The following is a 21,182-nucleotide window of genomic DNA, read 5'->3' on the forward strand; positions in this document are numbered from 1 at the left end:
TAGGGTGCTTTTAATGACAGTTGGCGCCTGCAGCCTTTTATAGAGAGGACTGCGGGCGCCGATTGCGGCGCCTTCGTGCTGAACAATCCGCATTTCTTTCATAGCCCGGATGGGGCTGTTCCTGACAACCGGAAGGTTGTTATTTTTTTAATAATTTATGTGTATAGGAAGTCTTAATGTCCGAGGGAAATGGTTGCTCCTGAAAGAAGCAGCTGTTATCTTCCGGGACGGATTCTTTCCGTTGACACGGGGAGCAGGGGGTAAGAGTATGTTGAAAGGCAAGACGATATTGCTTGGCATAACGGGGGGGATCGCTGCATATAAGGCGGCTTCCCTGTGCAGCAAGCTTGTACAAAAGGGGGCCAAGGTGCATGTGGTTATGACAGCTTCGGCCAAACAGTTCATTACGGAGCTGACCTTGCAGTCATTGTCCAAACAGAGAGTATACAGCGATACCTTTCAGGAGCGGGACCCGTCTTCCATCTCGCATATCGATTTGGCTGATTCGGCCGATCTTGTGCTGATAGCGCCGGCCACCGCAAATATTATCGCCAAAATGGCCCACGGCCTTGCCGACGATATGCTCTCGACCGTACTTCTGGCGGCGACTGCGCCCGTAATGGTCGCCCCGGCTATGAACGTGCATATGTATCAGCATCCCGCCGTGCTGAACAATCTCAATATTCTTGCGGAACGCGGAATCCGGTTCATTGAACCCGGAGAGGGACTGCTGGCCTGCGGCTACGTCGGCAAAGGTCGCATGGAGGAACCGGAGACGATTGTAAGCTGCGTGGAGGCTTTTTTTGAGCAGAACCCGAAGTCTGAGAACCGCAAGCTGACCGGCAAAAAGGTCGTGATTACCGCCGGCGGCACGGTGGAACGGATCGACCCCGTCCGCTATATCTCCAATGATTCATCCGGCAAAATGGGCTTTGCGCTGGCTCGCGCAGCCAGGGATATGGGGGCTGATGTTACGCTTGTCGCCGCACGGACGGATGAACGGCCGCCGCAGGATATTAACGTTGTGCGCGTTCAGTCCGCCGACGAGATGTATGGCGCCGTATCGGCTGTCTGGGAGGATTGCGATATCCTTATCAAGGCTGCCGCCGTCTCGGACTACCGTCCGAAAGAAAGAGCGGATACGAAGATCAAGAAATCCGGCGACACGATGACGCTGGAGCTTGTGAAAACCGTCGATATTCTGGAAACGCTGGGGCATCGAAAAAATCATCAGCTTTTGATCGGTTTTGCAGCCGAGACCGGGAATGCGGAAATGTACGCCAAGGACAAGCTGGCCCGCAAAAACCTCGATCTGATCGTCGCCAACGATGTGGGCGTACCGGGAGCGGGGTTCGGAGTTGATACGAACATTGTCTCGATTTATGATCGAAAAGGTCTTGTGGAGGAACTGCCGCTGCTTTCGAAGGACGAGGTGGCCCGCCGGCTGCTCGCTGTCGCAGCGGATCGGCTGCCGGAAGAAGGCCTGTAATGGATATCGCCAAGGTTATCGTCGATGTTCCCGTTCGAAGCACCGACCGAACCTTTGATTATTCGATTCCCGAGTCTTTTAAAGTATGGATCGAGGTAGGCAGCCGGGTGGCTGTTCCATTCGGGCACCGAACGGTGCAGGGCTTTGTCGTATCTCTGGAATACGGCGATATACGGGCGATTCAGGGAATCAAGCCGATACAGGAGGTGCTCGATCTCGTTCCGCCGCTCTCGCCTGAACTTGTGGAGCTGGCGGACTGGATGAGCGAGCGTTATGCCTGCCGCCGAATTTCGGCGCTGCAGGCGATGCTGCCGACGGCGCTTAAGGGCAAAGCCGAACGGCTTATTTCGCTTGGCGACACCGAGCCGGAACCGGCGTATGAAGAGGGCACGCTGTTCCCCGATGAAGAATGGTTTCCGGGCTTTCCCGATACCGGCAGGGAGGAAAGAGAGATTGCCGACTTCGTGCGCCGCGGAGGCGAGGTGTCGATGAAGCAATTGACCCGTGCCTTTCCGGACGGGGCGGAGACGATCAAATTCATGCTGCGGCGGGGCGTGCTGAGGGAAAGCCAGTCGATCAAGGATAAAATGGGCAAAAAGAAGCTCAAAGCGGTTGATCTGACAATGGAGCCGGAATCCGCGCGTGAAGCGCTGAGCAAGCTTCCCGCCAGATCCGCCCGCCAAAAGGAAGTGCTGTCGTTTCTGATCGATATGGAGGCGGTGCTCCCGATGCCGCTTAAGGATGTACTGTCCGCGCTTCAGGTGACGGCCGGCACCGTAAAGGGACTGGAAGACAAAGGGCTGATCGAGATTACCGAGGTGGAGGTCTACCGCGATCCATATCGAGGGAGAGACTTCAAGCCGAGCGATCCGCTTCCGCTGACCTCCGAGCAGCAAGCGGTTTTTGGTCGGATTGTCGGCGCCGTCGACCGTCAGCGGCATGAAGTCTTTCTGCTGCACGGCGTAACGGGCAGCGGAAAGACGGAAATTTACCTGCAGTGCATTCAGCGATGTGTTGACCAGGGCCGTCAGGCCGTTGTCCTCGTTCCCGAAATCTCGCTGACTCCGCAGATGGTGGAACGTTTCAAAGGCAGATTCGGCAGCGGAGTTGCGGTCATGCACAGCCGCTTGTCCACCGGAGAGCGGTATGACGAATGGCGCAAGATCCGCGAAGGCAAAGCATCGGTTGCGGTCGGCGCCCGCTCGGCGGTATTCGCCCCTTTTAACAATCTGGGCCTGATCATTATGGACGAAGAGCATGAAACCTCATACAAGCAGGAAGAGAATCCGAGATACCATGCGCGCGATGTGGCGGTCTGCCGGGCGATGCTCGGCGATGCGGCTGTCATTCTCGGGTCGGCGACGCCTTCGCTGGAGAGCTATTATGCCTCACGGTCGCAAAGCGACGAGAACTTTTCTCCGGTCCTGCTGGAGATGCCGAGCCGGGCCCTGGGAAATCAGCTTCCGGCGGTCCAAATTGTGGACATGCGCGATGAGCTTAAAGAAGGCAACCGCTCCATGTTCAGCCGGGGGCTTCACTCGGCGATTCAGAACAGGCTTGAGCGGGGAGAGCAGACCGTGCTTCTGCTGAACCGAAGAGGCTTCTCGACCTTTGTGATGTGCCGCAGCTGCGGCTACGTCGCCGGTTGTCCCGAATGTGATATTTCACTGACTTACCACAGTCGCAGCAATAATCTGCGCTGTCATTACTGCGGTCATGCGGAGCCGGCTCCTGAGACCTGTCCGGAATGCGGCAGCGAGCATATCCGCTTTTTCGGAACGGGAACGCAGCGGGTGGAAGAGGAACTGGGCAAGCTGTTTCCGGGAATCCGGGTCATCCGGATGGATGTCGACACGACGACCGAGAAAGGCTCGCACGAGAAGCTGCTGGGACAGTTCAGGGACAAAAAGGCCGACGTGCTGCTGGGCACGCAAATGGTAGCCAAAGGGCTCGATTTTCCCGATGTGACGCTGGTTGGCGTCATCACCGCAGATTCAGCGCTGAACCTTCCGGATTTCCGGGCCGCCGAGAAGACTTTCCAGCTTCTCACACAGGTCGCCGGACGGGCGGGACGGCATAAACTTCCGGGAGAGGTGCTGGTCCAGTCCTATACGCCCGACCATTATTCCATTATTCATGCCAGCCGGCATGACTACGCTTCGTTCATAAAGGAAGAACTGAAGCATCGCAAAGTGCTTCACTACCCGCCGTACTGCAGGCTGATTCTGGTGACGATGTCGCATGAACAGATGCCAGTGGCGCTGCGCATGGCGGAGAACTACGCGATGAATATTCAGGGTAAGGCAAGACAGCGCCGGTGGTTCGGCAGTCTGGACAAGCTGACGGCAGACGGGCTCGATCTGCTCGGTCCTGTAGCTTCCCCGCTTCCCCGGCTTAAGGGGAGATACCGGTTCCAGTGCATGGTCAAGTGGCGGGGAGCCATAGACGCCATTGGACTTGCCCGCGAGGTGGCGGAGGAATTGGAGGATTCGTTGCGCGACCCGGTGCTTCAGATTAGTATAGATGTCGACCCCCAAATGCTGATGTAGCGCCGTTTTGGCATAATATATTCAAAAACAGGAAGGTGTTAGCGAAATGGCGATACGTTTAATCGTGAAAGAGCCTGACGAAGTGCTGCACAAGACAGCAAAACCGGTAACGAAAATTACGCCCAACGTTCAAAAGCTTCTGGACGATATGGCGGAGACAATGTACGACGCCGAGGGCGTTGGACTTGCCGCTCCACAGGTGGGCATTCTCAAGCGGCTGATTGTGGTGGATGCCGACGAGGAGCATGGTTTGATCAAGATGATCAATCCGGAAATCATCAAATCCGAGGGCGAGCAGCTCGGTCCTGAAGGCTGCCTCAGCATTCCGGGCCTCAACGGAGACGTCCGCCGGGCGGAAACAGTAACCGTCCGTGGACTTGACCGCGAAGGCAATGAGATTACCATTACGGGAAGCGGGCTGCTGGCCCGGGCGTTCCAGCATGAAGTCGATCACCTGAACGGCGTGCTGTTCACAGATATCGCGGAGAAGGTATACGATAGTAATACGGAACGCAGCCGGACCGAGGAGTGAAGGAAATGAAAATTGTGTTCATGGGCACACCCGCTTTTGCGGTGCCATGCCTTCAAATGCTTGTGGATGAGGGCTATGAGGTCGCAGCCGTCGTTACCCAGCCCGACCGGCCTCAGGGGAGAAAGAAGACGCTGACGCCCTCGCCGGTCAAAGCGGCTGCGGAGGCGCTGGGCCTGCCGGTTCTTCAGCCTGAACGAATGCGGCGTCCTGAGGCGGTGGCGGAGCTTGCCGTCTATGAGCCGGAGCTGATCGTTACGGCCGCCTACGGGCAGATTCTGCCCAAGGCCGTGCTGGATTTGCCAGCTCGGGGCTGTGTAAATGTCCACGGGTCGCTTCTGCCCAAGTACCGGGGAGGAGCGCCGATCCAGCGAAGCATTATCAACGGCGAAAGCGTGACGGGTGTGACGCTTATGTATATGGCGGAAGGACTGGACACGGGAGACATGATTGCAAAGGTCGAAGTCCCAATAGAGGATGAAGATACATCGGGAACGCTGTTTGAGAAGCTGAGTCTCGCCGGCCGGGATTTGCTGAAAGCGCAAATGCCGCGTCTGCTCGCGGGACCCCTCCAGGCGGAAGCTCAGGATGACAGCCAGGCAACCTATGCGCCTAATTTGACCCGTGAGGATGAGCGGATCGACTGGAGCGCGGGATCGCGTGATATCTATAACCGAATCCGCGGCCTGGTGCCTTTCTCGGGCGCATTTACCCTTTGGAACGGAGAGACGTTCAAAGTGTGGGCGGCGGCCAATCCCGACAAGGGAGCCCTGTCCGGAGCCGTTATCCAGGAAGAAGGTTCCGGCGAAGCCGAGACCGTGCCCGGAACGGTGCTGGCTGCAAGTACTGCCGGCGTCGAGGTGAAGACCGGCGACGGAAGTCTGCTGCTGCTTACCGTTCAGCCAGCCGGCAAGAAGGCGATGAGCGCGGCTGATTTCGCGCGCGGCGGAACTATGAAGTCCGGCACGGTGCTGGAATGAGGCCGCCCGGAAACCGCCGAGGCGGCAACGGCCAAGGCGCAGGGCCGGCCCGCAGTTCCCGCCCGGCTACGGCCAGGGAAACCGCCCTTGATGTGCTGGTGCGTGTCGAGCAGGAAGCGGCATACAGCAACCTCCTGCTTAATACCAGCCTGCAAAAGGCCGGGCTGTCCCGTGAAGACTCGGGACTTGCGACGGAGCTGGTATACGGTACGATTTCCCGTCTGAATACACTGGACTTCATGTTGGACGGTTTCGTAAGCAAAGGAACGCACAAGCTGCAGCCATGGGTCCGCTGTCTGCTTCGCATGAGCCTGTATCAGATTGTTTACCTTGACCGGATCCCGCCTCATGCCGCTGTAAACGAGGCGGTGAATCTGGCCAAGAAACGGGGACATCAGGGCATTTCGGGCATGGTCAACGGTGTCCTCCGCAGCGCGCTGCGGGCCGGAGAGCTTCCGGAGCTGCCGGACGGTCTTGGTGATGCAGAGCGCATCGCCCTGGAGCATTCGCATCCCCTGTGGATGGTTAAGGCTTGGACGCGGCGCTATGGGCAGGCGACGGCTGAAGACATTTGCCGGGCCAATAATGAGCCCCCGTCCGTCAGCGTGCGCGTTAACACCACGATGACGACACGGGACAAGCTGCTTGAGGAGATGCAGAGCCAGGGGCTGGACGCGGCTCCTTCTCAGCTGAGTCCCTACGGGATTGTCGTCAAGGGCGGCGGAAACCTTGCCTTGTCATCCTGGTACCGCGACGGCATTCTGTCCATTCAAGACGAGAGTTCGATGCTCGTCGCCGAAGCGGTGGCGCCTGAGCCGGGAATGACCGTACTGGACTGCTGTTCGGCGCCGGGAGGGAAGACGTCGCATATGGCGGAACTGATGAAGGATCGGGGCACCGTAATCGCAAGCGATCTGCATGAGCACAAAGTCTCACTTGTGCGGGAACAGGCGCGAAGGCTTGGTCTGGAATCCGTCGAAGCCATTGCCACGGACGCCCTGCTTCTGGCGGAGCGTTATTCTCCGATGACCTTTGACCGGATATTGCTGGACGCGCCTTGCTCAGGGCTTGGCGTGATCCGGAGAAAGCCCGATCTGAAATGGAGCAAGACGCCTGAAGATGTGGCAAGCATAGGCACTTTGCAAAGAGAACTTCTCCAATCCGTGTCAGGGCTTCTGAAACCGGGCGGCGTCCTGGTATACAGCACCTGCACGATGGAGAGCTTCGAGAATGAGGAGACGGTCGACGATTTTCTGCGTCGCAATCCGCAGTTTGCGGCCGCTGACCGCGGCACTCCACTTGGCGAGCGCCTTGGCAATCTTCTTTCACCCGATGCTGCTGGTATGCAAATTCTTCCTCACTATTTCGGCAGCGACGGATTTTATATCGCTGCTCTGCAACGGTTGTCTTGATCTTCTTAAATCCTGCGCGCGAGCCAATCCCGCCGCGCAGGATTTTTTTGCGTTTAGCGGGATTTCCACTAATTTAAATCCGGGAAGAACTCTTGCCCTACGTGTAAAGATGACCTGCCCGGTTGATTGGGCGGACTATAGGTGAGATAACTAAGACAGCAGGCCTAATTTCTTCTTGATAAGCGCTGTCCATGCGTTTTCTTTTACCCTTTGTGAGATTTATGTTAAAATAGGCAGGATGAGAAAGCAGTATGACTATCCAGAAGAAAGTACAGGTGCGATAACGATAATGAAACCTTTAATATATGATTTTACTCTTGAAGAGTTGGCGCAGTGGGCCAAAGACAATGGAGAACCGGCTTTTCGCGGAGGACAGATTTTTGATTGGTTGTATGTGAAGCGTGTAAGTGACTTCGATTCGATGAGCAATCTGTCGAAGGCGCTGCGGACTAAGCTGAATGAGCAGTTCTCAATTGACGCGCTTTCTGAAATCACCAGGCTGGAGTCGAAGGACGGAACGGTGAAATTTCTGTTCGGCCTGCATGACGACCATGCGATTGAGACGGTAATCATGAAGCATAACTACGGGAACAGCGTGTGTGTAACGACTCAAGTGGGCTGCAGAATCGGCTGTACCTTTTGCGCTTCCACGCTGGGCGGGCTGAAGAGGGATTTGACGGCAGGAGAAATTGTAGCCCAGGTCGTGCGTTCCCAGCAGATTTTGGATACCCGGGGCGAACGCGTCAGCAGTATTGTCATTATGGGAACGGGCGAACCGTTTGAGAACTATGACGCCACGATGAGATTTTTACGCCTGATGATCCATGAAAAGGGATTGAATATCGGTCAGCGGCATATAACGGTATCAACGAGCGGAATTGTCCCCAGCATTTACAAATTCGCCGAGGAGGATACCCAGATCAATCTGGCAATCTCCATCCATGCCCCGAACGACAGTCTTCGCTCAAAGCTGATGCCTGTCAATCGCCGTTATCCTTTCAATGAAGTGATGGAATCGCTCCGCTATTACCAGGCCAAGACGGGACGGCGCATCAGCTTTGAATATGCGTTGATCGGCGGCGTCAACGACCAGCCGGAGCATGCGGAGGAGCTTGCCGGAGTGCTGAAGCACATGCTGTGCCATGTCAATCTGATTCCGGTCAACCACGTGCCGGAACGCAAATATGTCCGCACTTCCCGCAACGATATTTTTCAATTTCAGCGGATTCTGGCCGATCAAGGCGTCAATGTGACGATACGCCGCGAACAGGGCCATGATATCGCGGCCGCATGCGGACAGCTGCGCGCCAAACATATGGAGTTGAGGTGAGATCTTTTGATCAGAACAGTTCATGCCAGCGATATTGGACGGGTGCGCTCCGTCAATGAAGATTCGGTTTGGACCGGTGTGACGGGCCATGGGTATACGCTTGGCATTATCGCCGACGGAATGGGCGGACATTTGGCGGGAGACACCGCAAGCCGTCTAGCGCTGGAGTCCATCCGCGACAACCTGGACGGCCTCGCGCCAGGTCTTACGGGAGAAGCGATAAGCACCGCCCTGTCGAACGCGATAATAGAGGCCAATGACACCGTCTTCAAGCAGGCGGCAAGCGACGAACGTTACCATAATATGGGGACGACCGTCGTTTCCGTGCTGCTTGCCGGACGTTCAGGGTACATCGGCCACATCGGCGACAGCAGAGCTTACATAATCCGGGACGGTAACGCGAAGCAATTGACCGAGGATCATACGCTGGTAAACGAGCTGTTCAAAAACGGCCAGATCAGTCTTGAAGAGCTGGATACCCATCCGCGCCGCAACGTCCTTATACGTGCTCTTGGCACGGATGAGGAAATCAAGACGGATCTATTTCCAATAACGCTTGAACCGGGTGAAGTGCTGCTGCTGTGCAGCGACGGTTTAAGCAATTTTGTCAGCGCCGAGCATCTGGGGAAGGTTGCCGGCCTGCAGGAAATATCGCTTAAGGAAAGAGCGGACCGATTGCTTCAGCTGGCACTGCTTGCCGGCGGCGGCGACAACATAAGCGTCGCTATGTTAGAACATCAAGAGGAGGCCGCTGTGCCCGAATCAAAGGAGTGGGATAGATGATCGGTCACGAGTTGGGAGGCCGTTACCAAGTCATCGAGCGAATCGGTGGAGGCGGAATGGCCCTTGTATACAGGGCACACGATATTCTGCTCAACCGAAATGTCGCTATTAAAGTGTTGCGCAACCAATTTGTACATGATGAGGAATTTATTCGCCGGTTCCGGCGGGAGGCGCAGTCCGCCGCTTCGCTCTCTCATCCCAATGTGGTCAGCATCTATGACGTGGGGCAGGAAGATGAAATTCATTATATAGTCATGGAATACGTTGAAGGCAAGAATCTGAACGAAATCATCAAGGAAAGGGCTCCGCTGCAGGTGGAAGAAGCGGTGAGAATCGCTACCCAAATCTGCGACGCGCTGGATCATGCCCATCAGAACCAGATTATTCACCGGGATATCAAACCGCATAACATCCTTATCGGCCGAAACGGCCGGGTCAAGGTGACGGATTTCGGCATCGCCCGCGCTGTGACGTCGACAACCATTACCCAGACCGGATCGGTTGTCGGTTCGGTGCATTATTTTTCCCCGGAGCATGCTAAGGGCGTAACCACCGGCGAAAAATCGGACCTGTACTCGCTGGGCATTGTGATCTATCAGATGCTGACCGGCAGTCTGCCCTTTCTGGGCGAGAGTCCGATCAGCGTAGCACTGAAGCATCTTCAGGAGGAATTCGAGGAGCCCCGCAAGCTGAATCCGATGATTCCCCAGAGCGTGGAGAACATCATCCTTAAATCGATGCGCAAAAACCCCGAAGAACGTTACCAGTCGGCGAAGGAGATGCTTCAGGATCTGGAAACCTGCCTGCTGCCGGAGCGCCGAAGCGAGCCGAAGGTTTCCTTCGTCGATGATGATGAGGACAGGACCAGGGTCATGCCCGCCATCAAGCCGATTCCCAAGGGCATCGGTACGCGAGGGCATGCCGAAGACCGAATGATCCGTGATGAAGATGCTCCTTCTTCCAAGAAGAGAAAGGGCTGGGGGAAACCCGTACTTTGGATCGGTCTGACGCTTTTGCTGCTGCTCGCGATGCTTGGGGTGGTATGGTATGTAAACGCCAAACTGGTCGTACCGGAAGTTACGGTCCCGAAGCTGGTCAATCTTTCACTGGACGATGCCAAAGCCAAGCTGGCCGAAGTCGGACTCGTTCTGGAAGAGCCGGTTACGACTCAGTACAACCCTAACTTTGCCGAAGACATCGTCTTCGAGCAGAGCAAGGAGCCGGATACGACGGTAAAAGAAGGAACGACCATCGCGCTTAAGGTAAGCATCGCCGAACCGCTCTCGGCTATGCCGGATTTATCCGGAATGACTTATGACGAAGCGGTGAGCGCCCTGTTGGCTCAGGGAATGGATCAGAGCAGAATTACCCAGGACAGCGAATTCAGTACGGAGGTCCCGGAAGGCCAGGTTCTCCGGCAGAACCCGATCTCCAGCAGCGAATACGATCCGGATACGGCGACCGTCTCCATCATCGTCAGCAAGGGGCAAGAAAGCGTCACGACCCCGGACCTGGCAGGTCTTACCGAGGCGGAGGCGAAAGCCAAGCTGGAAGAGGCGGGCCTTGTTCTCGGCGATGTGAAGACGGAATCCAGCTTTTCCGTTGAAAAGGGCAAAGTAACCAAACAGTGGCCTTATGAAAAAGGCGCCTCGGCGCCGCCGGGCGAGAAAATCACCATATACATCAGCGACGGCTATCCGCCGGAGGCGCTGAAATACACGTTCAACCTGCCGGTTTCACCGGTACAGGAAGGCAAGAAGACAAAGATCCGGATCGAGTACGCCGATGCGCGCAACAATGGCGAGAACCAGGATTGGGGAACCCGCACGATCAGCAGAACCCAAGTGCTGTCGGTGAATCTTGTTCTAGCACCGAACAAGGATGGGGCTGTCATCTTGTACCGGGACGGGGAGTTCTTCGATACGTATCCCGTTTCGTACATGGATGCGAAGAACGGTACGGTACAGATTCCCGAGGCTTCGCCCGTAGAGCCGTCACCATCTCCTACCGAGACGCCTGCGAGCGTGGAGCCGTCAGCCGATCCGGCCGTTGCACCCGGAACGGAGAGCAACCCGCCGGATACCGGGGATGGCACCGCAGTCGACCAAACGGGAAGCAATGCCAGCGCTTCTCAGATTATAGCGGGAAATACTAATTCGAGTCCTTCTAACAAAGGTAACAAAGGCAAATCCAAAGATAAAAACAACTAAATAGCGCAGGATAAATCCATGAACAAGAGCGGCCGGTTATCAGCCGCTCTTGCAGTAAACAGAGCTAAAGATTCGCCAGGATGTCAGCCAAATCCAAGAGAGGAAGGCTTTAAAGTATGCCTGAAGGAATAATCGTCAAGGCTTTAAGCGGTTATTATTATGTAAAACCGCTCCGGGAAGGGAAAATCTCCCCTGAGGATGAAATCATTCAGTGCAGAGCCCGCGGTATCTTTAAGAAAAAAGGTTTGTCTCCGCTTGTCGGAGACAATGTCATTTATTCCTTGACCGAGAACGGAGAGGGGATGGTTGATGAAATCAATCCCCGGGATTCCGAGCTGATCCGGCCGCCTGTCGCCAATGTGTCGCTTGCCGTTCTTCTGTTCTCCGTACGTGAACCGGATTTGAATTTACAACTGCTCGACAAGTTCCTTGTACATATCGAGCATGCCGGATTGGATACGATCATCGTGCTGACCAAACGGGATCTGGCTGAAGGAGACGGAGAAGGTATCGCTCATGTGAAACAATTGTACGAGCATACCGGTTACGAAGTGATAGTAACAAGCTCGCGGACGGGTTCGGGCAGCGAAGAGGTGCGGAAGCGGCTGGCAGGCATAATCAGCGTGTTCGCCGGCCAGTCCGGCGTCGGCAAATCGTCGCTGCTTAACCGGATCGTTCCCGGTCTTTCCCTGGAAACAAGCGAGATCAGCATGCGGCTCGGACGCGGACGCCATACAACGCGGCATGTCGAGCTGATGGATATCGGGGAGGGGGGCTATGTGGCGGATACGCCGGGCTTCAGCCAGCTGGATTTTCTGGAGCTTGGCGTGGAGGAACTGTCTTCCTGTTTCCGCGAGTTTATCCCCTATGCGGCGGAATGTAAATTCCGTGGATGCAGCCATCTGCATGAACCGGGCTGCCGCGTAATCGAGGCCTGGGAAGCCGGAGAGATCGCGGACAGCCGCTACGAGCACTACAAGCTGTTTTTTAATGAAATGAAAGACAAGAAGCGGAGGTATTGACCTATGATCAAAATTGCACCATCCCTGCTCTCGGCGGATTTCGCCGCACTCGGCGCCGAGGTTGCCGAAGCTGAAAGATCCGGCGCGGACTGGATTCATGTAGACGTGATGGACGGGCGCTTCGTGCCCAATATTACACTCGGTCCTCCGATCGTAAAGGCGGTATCGGCCCATACCTCCCTTCCGCTGGATGTTCATCTCATGATCGAGAGCCCGGAGCGCTACATTGCCGATTTTGCGGCGGCCGGAGCCGCCGTTATTACCGTTCATGCTGAAGCGTGTGTGCACCTGCACCGGGTCGTTCATCAGATCAAGGAACTGGGGCTGCTTGCCGGTGTAGCCATCAATCCGGCGACGCCCGCTTCCGCTTTGAGAGAAATATTAGCGGATCTCGATTTGGTGTTGGTCATGACCGTGAACCCCGGCTTCGGCGGACAGGCATTCATCCCCGGGACCGTGCATAAAATCAGGGAAATCCGGGAGTGGGCCAGCGAGATCGGCCATGATCTACGCATCGAAGTGGACGGAGGTATCACCGAAGCGACGGCGCCTATCGTCAGTGAAGCCGGGGCGGATGTCCTGGTCGCCGGCAATGCCGTCTTCGGCCGGAGCGACCGGGCAGCGGCCATCTCGGCGATCCGGGCAGCGGCCGCAGGCCGTTAAGTTGGGCTAAAGGCCAAGGTATAGGCCAAGTTCCCTTCGCATAAATATGGTTACATGAGCAGAAATCTCATGTAGCCTTTTTTGTGTCTTAACTGGGCTGCAGGACCGATCGGAGGGTGAAACATGAAATTTTATACATTTAAGCTGCCGAAGTTTTTGGGAGGATTTGTGAAGGCGATTTTGAATACATTTCAGAAGAGCTGAGGGCCGTCAACGGAATAGAGGAACATGAAAAAAAGCACCTTACATATGTAAAGGGTGCTTTTTGCTTGAAATATAAGCATTATAAGCTGTGAGCTTATAATTTGTCTTATATTTTCGAGAAACGGTTGCCATCCGTATAGGACGGCGCTGCCATTTCTTCTAAGTATCAATTATTGTGAGCGGTTTAATTTGAAAACTATACGCGCTCGACTTTACCGGATTTCAGGGCGCGGGTGCTAACGTATACACGCTTCGGTTTACCGTTCACCAGAATGCGAACCTTCTGAACGTTAACTCCCCAGGAGCGGCGGTTACGGTTGTTGGCATGGGATACGTGGTTGCCGCTGCTCGGCTTTTTACCAGTTACAGCACATTTACGGGACATCATTACACCTCCTTGTTGCGATCACCTGCAATAAAACAATACTTAAATATAATATCACAGTAAAAAATGCTTCGTCAACCGATTCAAAAACATTTATTTCTTAGTTCGCTTATAGTACAATATAGATTAGTGCATTATGTCTATTTGGTGTCAGGTATGATGAGGCATGAAGGCTAGGAAGGGGAATTCTCATTGAGTAAGCGTTCTATTAATGGAATTGATTTTACCGCGATGGTACTAGCCGGCGCGGAGAAGCTGCAGCAGCATGCGGAGCACGTCAATTCCCTGAATGTTTTTCCGGTTCCGGACGGAGATACGGGGACCAATATGAATCTAACGATGACGGCAGGCGCAGGTGAACTGCGGAAAAATAATTCCGCTTCCATCGGGCAATGCTCAGGTGTGCTGTCCAAAGGCCTGTTGATGGGTGCGCGGGGGAATTCCGGCGTTATTTTATCCCAGTTGTTCCGTGGATTTAGCCGCTATGCCGCGCAATACGAAGAGCTGAATTCGCAGCAGTTCGCGGCTGCGCTTCAAACCGGAGTGGATACCGCATACAAAGCGGTGGTCAAGCCGGTGGAAGGAACCATTTTGACCGTAGCCAAGGAAGCTGCCAGACATGCTGTTTATTTAGCAAGACGGACTACCGATATTAATGAACTGATGACTGAAGTGCTGGTCAAGGCCAAAGAAGCACTTGCGGGAACGCCGGAGCTTCTGCCGGTACTCAAACAAGTGGGCGTCGTGGACTCGGGCGGTCAGGGGTTGGTCTATATATATGAAGGTTTTTTTGAGTATCTAGTGAACGGTCAATCGGCGGAAGCCGTAAAGGGACAAGCCACCAGCACAGCCACTTCTGCCGCTCCCGCAATTGCGCTCGCGAAGCCGGAAACGAAGCCGATGCCCATCCATTCTTCGGCCCAGTCGCAGCTTTCGACAGAGGATATCGAGTTCTTTTACGATATGGAATTCTTTATCAACCGTCAGCTGGGCGGCACCCCGGCGGCTGATTTCGATGAGGATCAATTTCGGAAAGCGTTATCGGTGAATGGAGATTCCATCATTGTAATTTCCGATGACGAGACGATCAAGGTGCACGTTCACTCCAAGGCACCGGGCGAAGTTTTGAATCTTGCGCTGCTTTACGGAGAAATTACCCAGATTCATATTTTGAATATGCGTGAGCAGCACCGCGAGCTGCTGACCGCGGGGATGGATATCGCACCAAGTCCCGATGTATTTGCCGAAATTCCGGAGGAGAAGAGCAGTGTCGAGTCGCCTGCGGTTCCTCCGGCGGATGATTTGGCGCCATACGGGTTCATCGCGGTTTCCTCCGGCGACGGAATCACCGAGATATTCAAGAGTCTTGGCATCGATGTTGTGCTGGCGGGCGGACAGACGATGAATCCGAGTACGGAAGATTTCGTTAACGCGATATCGTCTATCTCGGCCAAGCATGTCTACCTCCTGCCTAATAACTCGAATATTGTCCTTGCCGCTCAGCAAGCGAAGGAACTGCTCGAAGGCGAGCGTGAGATTACGGTTATTCCAACCAAGAGTATTCCGCAGGGCATTGCGGCGGCTTTTGCCTTCAAGGAGGAAGAATCTGTGGAGAGTAACACTTCCGGTATGCTGGAGGCTCTGACTCGGGTTAAATCCGGGCAGGTTACGCATGCGGTGAGGGATACGAAATACGAGGAAATGGATATCAAATCGGGCCAGTATATCGGTATTTCCAATTCCAAAATCGTCGCGGCCGCCGAGAACCTTCTGGGTGCCAGCCAGGCGCTGCTGTCCAACATGCTGGAGAGTGGAGACGAAATTGTGACCATCCTGACAGGTCAAGATGTCGATCCGGAGACTACGGAAGCCTTGGAAAGCTGGCTTGAAGCGAATTATCCCGACTCGGAGGTTGAAGTCCACGAAGGCGGCCAGCCGATCTACTACTATTTGTTCTCGGTAGAAGCTTAAGCCTTTTACATTAATTAAGGGGAGGTTTACCATGAATCATACCGTTATCGTTACCGACAGCACATCCGATATTCCACCGTCCCTGGCGGAGGCTTATGGCATCGAAGTCGTGCCGCTTACCCTCATGTTCGGAGAGGAATCTTACCGCGACGGAATCGATATGACGCCGGAACAGTTCTATGAGCGCCTTCCCCGATCGTCGCAGCTGCCAACCACGTCCCAGCCGTCGCCGGTTGAATATATGAACGTATACCGAAATATTATGGAGCGTTATCCGCAGAGTCCGATATTGTCTTTCCATATCTCTTCCGGACTAAGCGGAACCTATCAGTCCGCTCTGCTCGCCAAGTCGATGCTGGAGGAAGAAGGCGAGCGGATAACTGTATTCGATTCCCTGTCGGCTTCTTACGGATTCGGCTTGCTGGTGGTCCATGCGGTCAGGTTATCCGCGGAAGGGAAAGGCCCGGAAGAGATTTTGGAATCGGTCGAACAACTGCGCCGCTCACGTAAGCTGTATTTTCTGGTGGATACGCTTGAATATCTGCAAAAGGGAGGACGGATCGGCAAAGCGTCGGCTGTGCTCGGCACATTGCTCAATATCAAGCCGATTCTGTCCATCGACCAGGAAGGCATCATTTATGCGGTAGAGAAAGTCAGAGGACGAAAAAAAGCGGTGGCCCGGATGATCGAGCTGTTCAAAGCCGATCTGCAAGGGATCGACAAAATCAACGTGGCCGTCGGGCATACGGCTCAGCCTGAGGCCGGTGAAGAATTTATACGGGAGCTTTCTCAGCACTTCACCTTGGATGAGCAAGTGCTGACAAACGTAGGGCCAGTTGTAGGCAGTCATGTCGGCAACGGCACGCTTGCCGTATTTATTTGGCCCGCGTAGGTGAGGGATGACTATGACTCTGTCTTTGGATACAATCGAAGTTAAGCAAATTGGTGGCGTGAGCGCTCAAAAGCAGGCTGAGCTTCACGCCCTTGGCATTTTTACGGTAAAGGATTTGCTGGAGTATTATCCTTTCCGTTATGAGGATTACCGTCCGAAATCGCTCAGCGAGGTGAAGCATGGGGACAAAGTGACGGTTGAGGCCAAGGTGATTGGTATACCGGTGCTTCAGCGGTTTGGAGGAAAGTCCCGTCTCAGCTGCAAAATGATGGCCGATCCGTGGATGTTTACGGCGACTTGGTTTAACCGGCACTATGTGCGCGAACAACTGACCGCAGGCCGTCAGGTTGTTATCAGCGGGAAATGGGATCAGAAACGGTCGCAAATTACGGTGACCGATTATGAATTTCCGGACCGTGGGGAAGGGAAGACCGGGACACTTCAGCCGGTGTATTCCGTCGGCGGCAAAATTACGCAGAGCTGGCTTCGCAAGACGATTTCCCAGGCGCTGCTGCAATTCGGGGATTTGATTCCCGAGATTTTGCCTCAGCCGATTATGCGTAAATACGAGTACATGCCCCGCAAGCGGGCGATTGCCACGATCCATCAGCCCGAGGATTCACGGGAAGGGCAGCAGGGACGCAGGCGGATGGTATACGAAGAGCTGTTTCTGTTTCAGCTCAAGGTTCAAGCTTTCCGCACGCTGAACCGGGGAAGAATGGACGGCATGGTTCATACGGTCGATAATGCGACCGTCCGCCAGTTCGTGCGCAGCCTTCCATTCGAGCTGACCAATGCCCAAAAGACAGCGGAGCTTGAAATTTTGCAGGATATGCGATCCTCATATTGTATGAACCGTCTGCTTCAGGGCGATGTGGGTTCCGGCAAAACGGCGCTCGCGGCAATCGCGCTGTTCGCGACGGTCCGCTCGGGCTTTCAGGGAGCGCTGATGGTGCCGACGGAAATTTTGGCCGAACAGCACAGCCGGTCGCTTCAGGCGATGTTTGAGCCTTTCGGTATCACGGTAGCTCTGCTGACTGGCAGTGTGAACGGCCGCAAGCGAAAGGATCTTCTCGCTTCGCTGCAAATGGGCCTCATAGAAATTGTCGTCGGAACCCATGCCTTGATTCAGGAAGATGTGTTCTTCAGGGAACTTGGCCTTGTTGTAACGGATGAGCAGCACCGGTTCGGTGTGAACCAGCGCAGCGTTTTACGGCGCAAAGGTTATAACCCGGATGTGCTTACGATGACCGCGACACCGATTCCGCGGACGCTGGCGATTACAGTCTTCGGGGACATGGATGTCTCCACTTTATCCGAACGTCCGAAGGGCCGCATCCCGATTTCGACCTACTGGGTGAAGCCGGACAAAATGGACAGGGTGCTGAATCTGATCCGCCGCGAGGTAGGTCAGGGCCGTCAGGCGTACTTGATCTGTCCGTTGATCGAGGAATCGGACAAGCTGGATGTGCAGAACGCCATTGATCTGCATATTCAGCTGTCGCAGGCTTTTCCCGATTACCACGTAGGTCTGCTGCATGGCCGTATGACTCCCGGCGAGAAGGATGAAGTCATGCGCGCTTTTTATGATAATGAAGTTCAGGTGCTCGTCTCCACGACTGTCGTAGAGGTCGGCGTCGATGTGCCGAATGCCACGCTGATGATTATTATGGACGCCGACCGGTTCGGACTGTCCCAGCTCCATCAGCTTCGCGGACGGGTCGGACGGGGAGAGCACGCTTCCTTCTGCGTACTGGTGGCTGATCCGAAATCGGAAGTCGGACGCGAGCGGATGACCGCGATGACCGAAACGGACGACGGATTCGAAGTCTCCCGGCGCGATCTCGAGCTTCGGGGGCCGGGGGATTTCTTCGGCACGAAGCAGAGCGGTCTGCCGGAATTCCGCCTCGCGGATATGACGGCCGATTTTGCCGTCCTTGAGCAGGCTCGCGGCGATGCCGCCGAATTGCTGAGGGACGGCACCTTCTGGACATCCGCCGAGTATGCTCCGCTGCGAAGCTTTCTCCAGAAGGAACACATTTTTCAGGGCGATCTGATCGATTGAGTCAATTGAAGACCCGTCCCGTCATATACTGAGAAAGATTGGATATGACGGGAGGTGCGGCAAGCTTGAGTTATCAACAATATGGAATCAGCCCGCAGCTGGTGGAGCGGATCAAGTTGAAGATGAAAAACCCGGCGGTCAAGGATCGGATTAAAAATCTGATAAATGGTTTAAGCAAGCAGCATCTGCAGGACCCCGGCGTGGTGCGCAGACTGGTGCACAATGCTTCGGGTATTCTGGGGGAAAGACTCACCTCCGTCCAGGAGGACAGCATAGTGAGATTTGTTATCGCCCAGAAAATCGATCCGAACAATACGTTCCATTTGATTCGTTTATGGGGAATGTTCCGTTAGTCAAGGACGACGGGCCGTGTAAGCAAGCGGCCGATGTACAGCGGAGGAAGTAAAAAAGCGTTCCGGCTTTAAGGACCGGGAACGCTTTTTTATGTTATAAGGAAGAAAACGCAAGCGTCGCTCTCCCGGTTATCTTTCCTCGGAGGCGGGAGTGCGCTTCTGCGCCTGCGCCTTCCGCTTGATATGTTTGCTTTCCCACTTGAACAGCTTATCCAAAGCCTTGTAGATCACTTTGGATTCTTTGGTCAGCAGTGGGCCGAGAATCGCCAGAATCAGTACATACATGGCTGCGAACGGCTGCAAAATGGCGAGCAGTCCGCCCGCTTTGCCGAGATTGGCCATGATGATGGAGAATTCGCCGCGCGATACGATGGTCAGGCCGATGTTGGACGAAGCACGCGGGCTGAGGCCCGAGCTGCGTCCGGCAAGCAAGCCGGCGGCGAAATTGCCGAGCAGCGTGACGGCCACTGCCGCCAGTGAATACCATAAGGCTTCTCCGCCAAGGGAGAGCGGATCGATTGTGAGACCGAAGCTAAAGAAGAAGATGGCTCCGAAAAAATCGCGGAACGGAATAATCAGCTTTTCGATCCGTTTGACATGCTCCGTCTCCGCGAGAACGAGACCGACGAGCAGCGCTCCGATCGCTTCCGCGACATGAATGGTCTCGGAAAAGCCCGCCACGAGGAATAGAATGGCGAAAATGACCAGAGCGAACAATTCGCCGGAGCGGATATTAAGCGCCTTGTTAAGCAGGGGGACCAGTTTGCGGCCGACGACAAGCAGTCCCACCATGTAAACGAGGGCAATGAGCGCCGACAGCAGCACTCCGCCAAGAGAGGAGGAACCGCTGAGCACCAGACCTGAAAGAATCGAAATGTAGACGGCCAGAAATACGTCCTCGAACATGATGATGCCGAGAATCATTTCGGTCTCCGGATTGGCGGTGCGCTTCAGATCGACCAGAACCTTAGCCACGATAGCACTTGAGGAAATCGTTGTAATTCCGGCGATCACCAGCACTTCCTCGAACGGGAATCCAAGTCCCCAGCCGAGCAGCAGACCGAGGGAGAAGTTGATCAGAATGTAGATGGTCCCGCCTATAGCAATCGATTTTCCCGCTTTAACCAGCCTGCCTACGGAGAACTCCAGCCCCAGATAGAACAACAGGAACAGAACGCCGATCCGGCCCATAAATTCAATCAGAGCGGCGCTTTCGATAAACCGGAAGTCCAGATGCCAAATATGAAAAGCATGCGGTCCGACCGCCATTCCGACCAAAATATAAAACGGGATGACGGAGAATCGGAATTTCGCGGCTAATAATCCGGACAGCGCCACAAGCGCTATGGCCAATCCGATTTCAAATACGATATGGTTCATCGATCAACCACATCCATTCCGCAAAATATGCCTGAATTGTTTATGCTGCTCTCTCTCCCCTGCGACAACGACGATGCAGTCCGGCGTCAGTTCCAGCTCGGGTCCGGGGCTGATATGCTTGGTGTGATTTTTTTCGATAACCGCTATTACGGTAACACCGGAACGGGCGCGGATATCGAGTTCGCCAATCGTATGGCCGATACAGCCGAACCCCGGCTCCAGACGGTACCATTCAATAATCAGGTCGTCCAGAGCCACCTCGATGGATTCCAGCGACCGGGGCTTGTAAGTAACGCCGCCGATGATAGCCGAAATATATCTGGCTTCGTCATCGTCGAGTGTAACCATGGAAATGCTTTGATCCGGATCATCATATTCAAAATGATACAGCTCCCGCCGCCCGTCATCATGTACAATGATAGCGAGCTTATCGCCGCTGCGGGTATTTAGAACAAATTTTTTCCCGATTCCGGGCAAATCGCATTCTCTAAAATTCATAATCAAACCAGCCTCCAATGAGTAAAAGTCGTATATTTGCAGTATCGTCCACCTATGACTTCAGCCGCACGGAGAGTAAGCCACATAATTCGAGGTGTATTTAAGCGGATACAGAAGCAGGCGCTTCAACAGATTATAGATAAGCGGATAAAATAACCCGAATAGCAAAGGCAATGCGTAAGGCTTCAACTCGGCAGGATAGCTCTGTTCAATAGGAAGACGGGATAAGGCGCCTGGAAAATGAGGGTGCGGATGCTGGCGGGCCGAAGTCACCGCAAAATGGTGAGCCTGCTTTTCGATACCTTTTGCCGCGTTGTCCTGAGCCGATGGGCTGTTCCAATCGACGACAGCGAATGCCGGAAGGGCCAGCGCAAGGAGAATTGCCAAAGCGAGCCGAATTAGCCCATTCCGCGCATTTCGATCTATATATTGAGTCAAAAGGGCACCTCCTTGGCCGATCTAGTGTT

Annotated in this window: 19 protein-coding genes; 15 read left to right on the forward strand and 4 right to left on the reverse strand. The window is 54.6% G+C overall.

Features of this window, described 5'->3' with window-relative positions; genetic code table 11:
• Nucleotides 1–268: 268 nt before the first annotated feature.
• The 11 genes from coaBC to spoVM all read left to right on the forward strand — a co-directional run bounded on the left by coaBC (nt 269) and on the right by spoVM (nt 13,171).
• Complete coding sequence (gene coaBC, locus PUR_RS12230; RefSeq protein WP_179035472.1) at nt 269–1,489, forward strand: bifunctional phosphopantothenoylcysteine decarboxylase/phosphopantothenate--cysteine ligase CoaBC; 1,221 nt, start codon at nt 269–271, stop codon at nt 1,487–1,489.
• Nucleotides 1,489–4,038, forward strand: a complete 2,550-nt coding sequence (gene priA, locus PUR_RS12235) for a primosomal protein N' (RefSeq protein ID WP_179035473.1) — start codon at nt 1,489–1,491, stop codon at nt 4,036–4,038. The genes coaBC and priA overlap by 1 nt, the downstream gene beginning before the upstream one ends.
• Before the next feature lie 46 nt (nt 4,039–4,084).
• Nucleotides 4,085–4,570, forward strand: a complete 486-nt coding sequence (gene def / locus PUR_RS12240) for a peptide deformylase (protein WP_179035474.1) — start codon at nt 4,085–4,087, stop codon at nt 4,568–4,570.
• A gap of 5 nt (nt 4,571–4,575) precedes the next feature.
• Complete coding sequence (fmt, locus tag PUR_RS12245) at nt 4,576–5,547, forward strand: methionyl-tRNA formyltransferase (protein WP_179035475.1); 972 nt, start codon at nt 4,576–4,578, stop codon at nt 5,545–5,547.
• Nucleotides 5,544–6,959: a 16S rRNA (cytosine(967)-C(5))-methyltransferase RsmB gene (rsmB, locus tag PUR_RS12250; RefSeq protein ID WP_179035476.1), complete on the forward strand. Its 1,416-nt coding sequence runs from the start codon at nt 5,544–5,546 to the stop codon at nt 6,957–6,959. The genes fmt and rsmB overlap by 4 nt, the downstream gene beginning before the upstream one ends.
• Nucleotides 6,960–7,248: 289 nt before the next feature.
• Nucleotides 7,249–8,289, forward strand: a complete 1,041-nt coding sequence (gene rlmN / locus PUR_RS12255; RefSeq protein WP_179035477.1) for a dual-specificity RNA methyltransferase RlmN — start codon at nt 7,249–7,251, stop codon at nt 8,287–8,289.
• Nucleotides 8,290–8,295: 6 nt separating this feature from the next.
• Nucleotides 8,296–9,072: a Stp1/IreP family PP2C-type Ser/Thr phosphatase gene (locus tag PUR_RS12260; protein WP_179035478.1), complete on the forward strand. Its 777-nt coding sequence runs from the start codon at nt 8,296–8,298 to the stop codon at nt 9,070–9,072.
• On the forward strand, nt 9,069–11,282 hold the full coding sequence (gene pknB / locus PUR_RS12265) for a Stk1 family PASTA domain-containing Ser/Thr kinase (RefSeq protein WP_179035479.1): 2,214 nt from the start codon (nt 9,069–9,071) through the stop codon (nt 11,280–11,282). Before PUR_RS12260 ends, pknB begins: the two co-directional genes overlap by 4 nt.
• 116 nt (nt 11,283–11,398) lie before the next feature.
• Entirely contained in the window at nt 11,399–12,304 is a 906-nt protein-coding gene (rsgA, locus tag PUR_RS12270) for a ribosome small subunit-dependent GTPase A (protein WP_179035480.1), read from the forward strand.
• A 3-nt stretch (nt 12,305–12,307) separates the two neighbouring features.
• Entirely contained in the window at nt 12,308–12,967 is a 660-nt protein-coding gene (gene rpe / locus PUR_RS12275) for a ribulose-phosphate 3-epimerase (protein ID WP_179035481.1), read from the forward strand.
• 123 nt (nt 12,968–13,090) lie between these two features.
• Nucleotides 13,091–13,171 (forward strand): stage V sporulation protein SpoVM, encoded by an 81-nt coding sequence (gene spoVM / locus PUR_RS12280; protein ID WP_006675261.1) that lies wholly within the window; start codon nt 13,091–13,093, stop codon nt 13,169–13,171.
• Between the two features lie 196 nt (nt 13,172–13,367).
• Here spoVM and rpmB read toward each other — a convergent pair whose 3' ends face one another.
• Complete coding sequence (gene rpmB / locus PUR_RS12285) at nt 13,368–13,556, reverse strand: 50S ribosomal protein L28 (protein ID WP_025334690.1); 189 nt, start codon at nt 13,554–13,556, stop codon at nt 13,368–13,370.
• A gap of 192 nt (nt 13,557–13,748) precedes the next feature.
• Here rpmB and PUR_RS12290 point away from each other — a divergent pair, with 192 nt between their 5' ends.
• The 4 genes from PUR_RS12290 to PUR_RS12305 all read left to right on the forward strand — a co-directional run bounded on the left by PUR_RS12290 (nt 13,749) and on the right by PUR_RS12305 (nt 18,837).
• On the forward strand, nt 13,749–15,527 hold the full coding sequence (locus tag PUR_RS12290; protein ID WP_179035482.1) for a DAK2 domain-containing protein: 1,779 nt from the start codon (nt 13,749–13,751) through the stop codon (nt 15,525–15,527).
• Between the two features lie 31 nt (nt 15,528–15,558).
• The gene (locus PUR_RS12295; RefSeq protein ID WP_179035483.1) at nt 15,559–16,419 is read left to right on the forward strand and encodes a DegV family protein; all 861 of its coding nucleotides are present in this window, start codon (nt 15,559–15,561) and stop codon (nt 16,417–16,419) included.
• 13 nt (nt 16,420–16,432) lie between these two features.
• Nucleotides 16,433–18,484 carry an ATP-dependent DNA helicase RecG gene (recG, locus tag PUR_RS12300; protein WP_179035484.1) on the forward strand — a complete coding sequence of 684 codons (2,052 nt, stop codon included), beginning with the start codon at nt 16,433–16,435 and terminating at the stop codon, nt 18,482–18,484.
• Between the two features lie 65 nt (nt 18,485–18,549).
• Complete coding sequence (locus tag PUR_RS12305) at nt 18,550–18,837, forward strand: stage VI sporulation protein F (RefSeq protein WP_179035485.1); 288 nt, start codon at nt 18,550–18,552, stop codon at nt 18,835–18,837.
• Nucleotides 18,838–18,966: 129 nt separating this feature from the next.
• Here PUR_RS12305 and PUR_RS12310 read toward each other — a convergent pair whose 3' ends face one another.
• Genes PUR_RS12310 through PUR_RS12320 form a run of 3 tightly spaced genes read right to left on the reverse strand, consistent with a single transcriptional unit; the run spans nt 18,967 to nt 21,153 of the window.
• Complete coding sequence (locus PUR_RS12310; protein WP_179035486.1) at nt 18,967–20,217, reverse strand: cation:proton antiporter; 1,251 nt, start codon at nt 20,215–20,217, stop codon at nt 18,967–18,969.
• A 3-nt stretch (nt 20,218–20,220) separates the two neighbouring features.
• Nucleotides 20,221–20,715: a cation:proton antiporter regulatory subunit gene (locus PUR_RS12315; protein ID WP_179035487.1), complete on the reverse strand. Its 495-nt coding sequence runs from the start codon at nt 20,713–20,715 to the stop codon at nt 20,221–20,223.
• Between the two features lie 60 nt (nt 20,716–20,775).
• The gene (locus PUR_RS12320; protein ID WP_179035488.1) at nt 20,776–21,153 is read right to left on the reverse strand and encodes a hypothetical protein; all 378 of its coding nucleotides are present in this window, start codon (nt 21,151–21,153) and stop codon (nt 20,776–20,778) included.
• Nucleotides 21,154–21,182 lie beyond the last annotated feature (29 nt).

This window comes from Paenibacillus sp. URB8-2 (assembly GCF_013393385.1).
GTDB lineage: Bacteria > Bacillota > Bacilli > Paenibacillales > Paenibacillaceae > Paenibacillus_AQ.

What these genes read in the sequence shown, in the direction of transcription:
- recG (WP_179035484.1), top strand. Translation starts at nt 16,433, where the DNA reads ATGACTCTGTCTTTGGATACAATCGAAGTTAAGCAAATTGGTGGCGTG.
- fmt (WP_179035475.1), top strand. Translation starts at nt 4,576, where the DNA reads ATGAAAATTGTGTTCATGGGCACACCCGCTTTTGCGGTGCCATGCCTT.
- rlmN (WP_179035477.1), top strand. Translation starts at nt 7,249, where the DNA reads ATGAAACCTTTAATATATGATTTTACTCTTGAAGAGTTGGCGCAGTGG.
- rsmB (WP_179035476.1), top strand. Translation starts at nt 5,544, where the DNA reads ATGAGGCCGCCCGGAAACCGCCGAGGCGGCAACGGCCAAGGCGCAGGG.
- rpe (WP_179035481.1), top strand. Translation starts at nt 12,308, where the DNA reads ATGATCAAAATTGCACCATCCCTGCTCTCGGCGGATTTCGCCGCACTC.
- rsgA (WP_179035480.1), top strand. Translation starts at nt 11,399, where the DNA reads ATGCCTGAAGGAATAATCGTCAAGGCTTTAAGCGGTTATTATTATGTA.
- priA (WP_179035473.1), top strand. Translation starts at nt 1,489, where the DNA reads ATGGATATCGCCAAGGTTATCGTCGATGTTCCCGTTCGAAGCACCGAC.
- PUR_RS12310 (WP_179035486.1), bottom strand. Translation starts at nt 20,217, where the DNA reads ATGAACCATATCGTATTTGAAATCGGATTGGCCATAGCGCTTGTGGCG.
- PUR_RS12295 (WP_179035483.1), top strand. Translation starts at nt 15,559, where the DNA reads ATGAATCATACCGTTATCGTTACCGACAGCACATCCGATATTCCACCG.
- rpmB (WP_025334690.1), bottom strand. Translation starts at nt 13,556, where the DNA reads ATGTCCCGTAAATGTGCTGTAACTGGTAAAAAGCCGAGCAGCGGCAAC.
- pknB (WP_179035479.1), top strand. Translation starts at nt 9,069, where the DNA reads ATGATCGGTCACGAGTTGGGAGGCCGTTACCAAGTCATCGAGCGAATC.
- PUR_RS12315 (WP_179035487.1), bottom strand. Translation starts at nt 20,715, where the DNA reads ATGAATTTTAGAGAATGCGATTTGCCCGGAATCGGGAAAAAATTTGTT.
- spoVM (WP_006675261.1), top strand. Translation starts at nt 13,091, where the DNA reads ATGAAATTTTATACATTTAAGCTGCCGAAGTTTTTGGGAGGATTTGTG.
- def (WP_179035474.1), top strand. Translation starts at nt 4,085, where the DNA reads ATGGCGATACGTTTAATCGTGAAAGAGCCTGACGAAGTGCTGCACAAG.
- coaBC (WP_179035472.1), top strand. Translation starts at nt 269, where the DNA reads ATGTTGAAAGGCAAGACGATATTGCTTGGCATAACGGGGGGGATCGCT.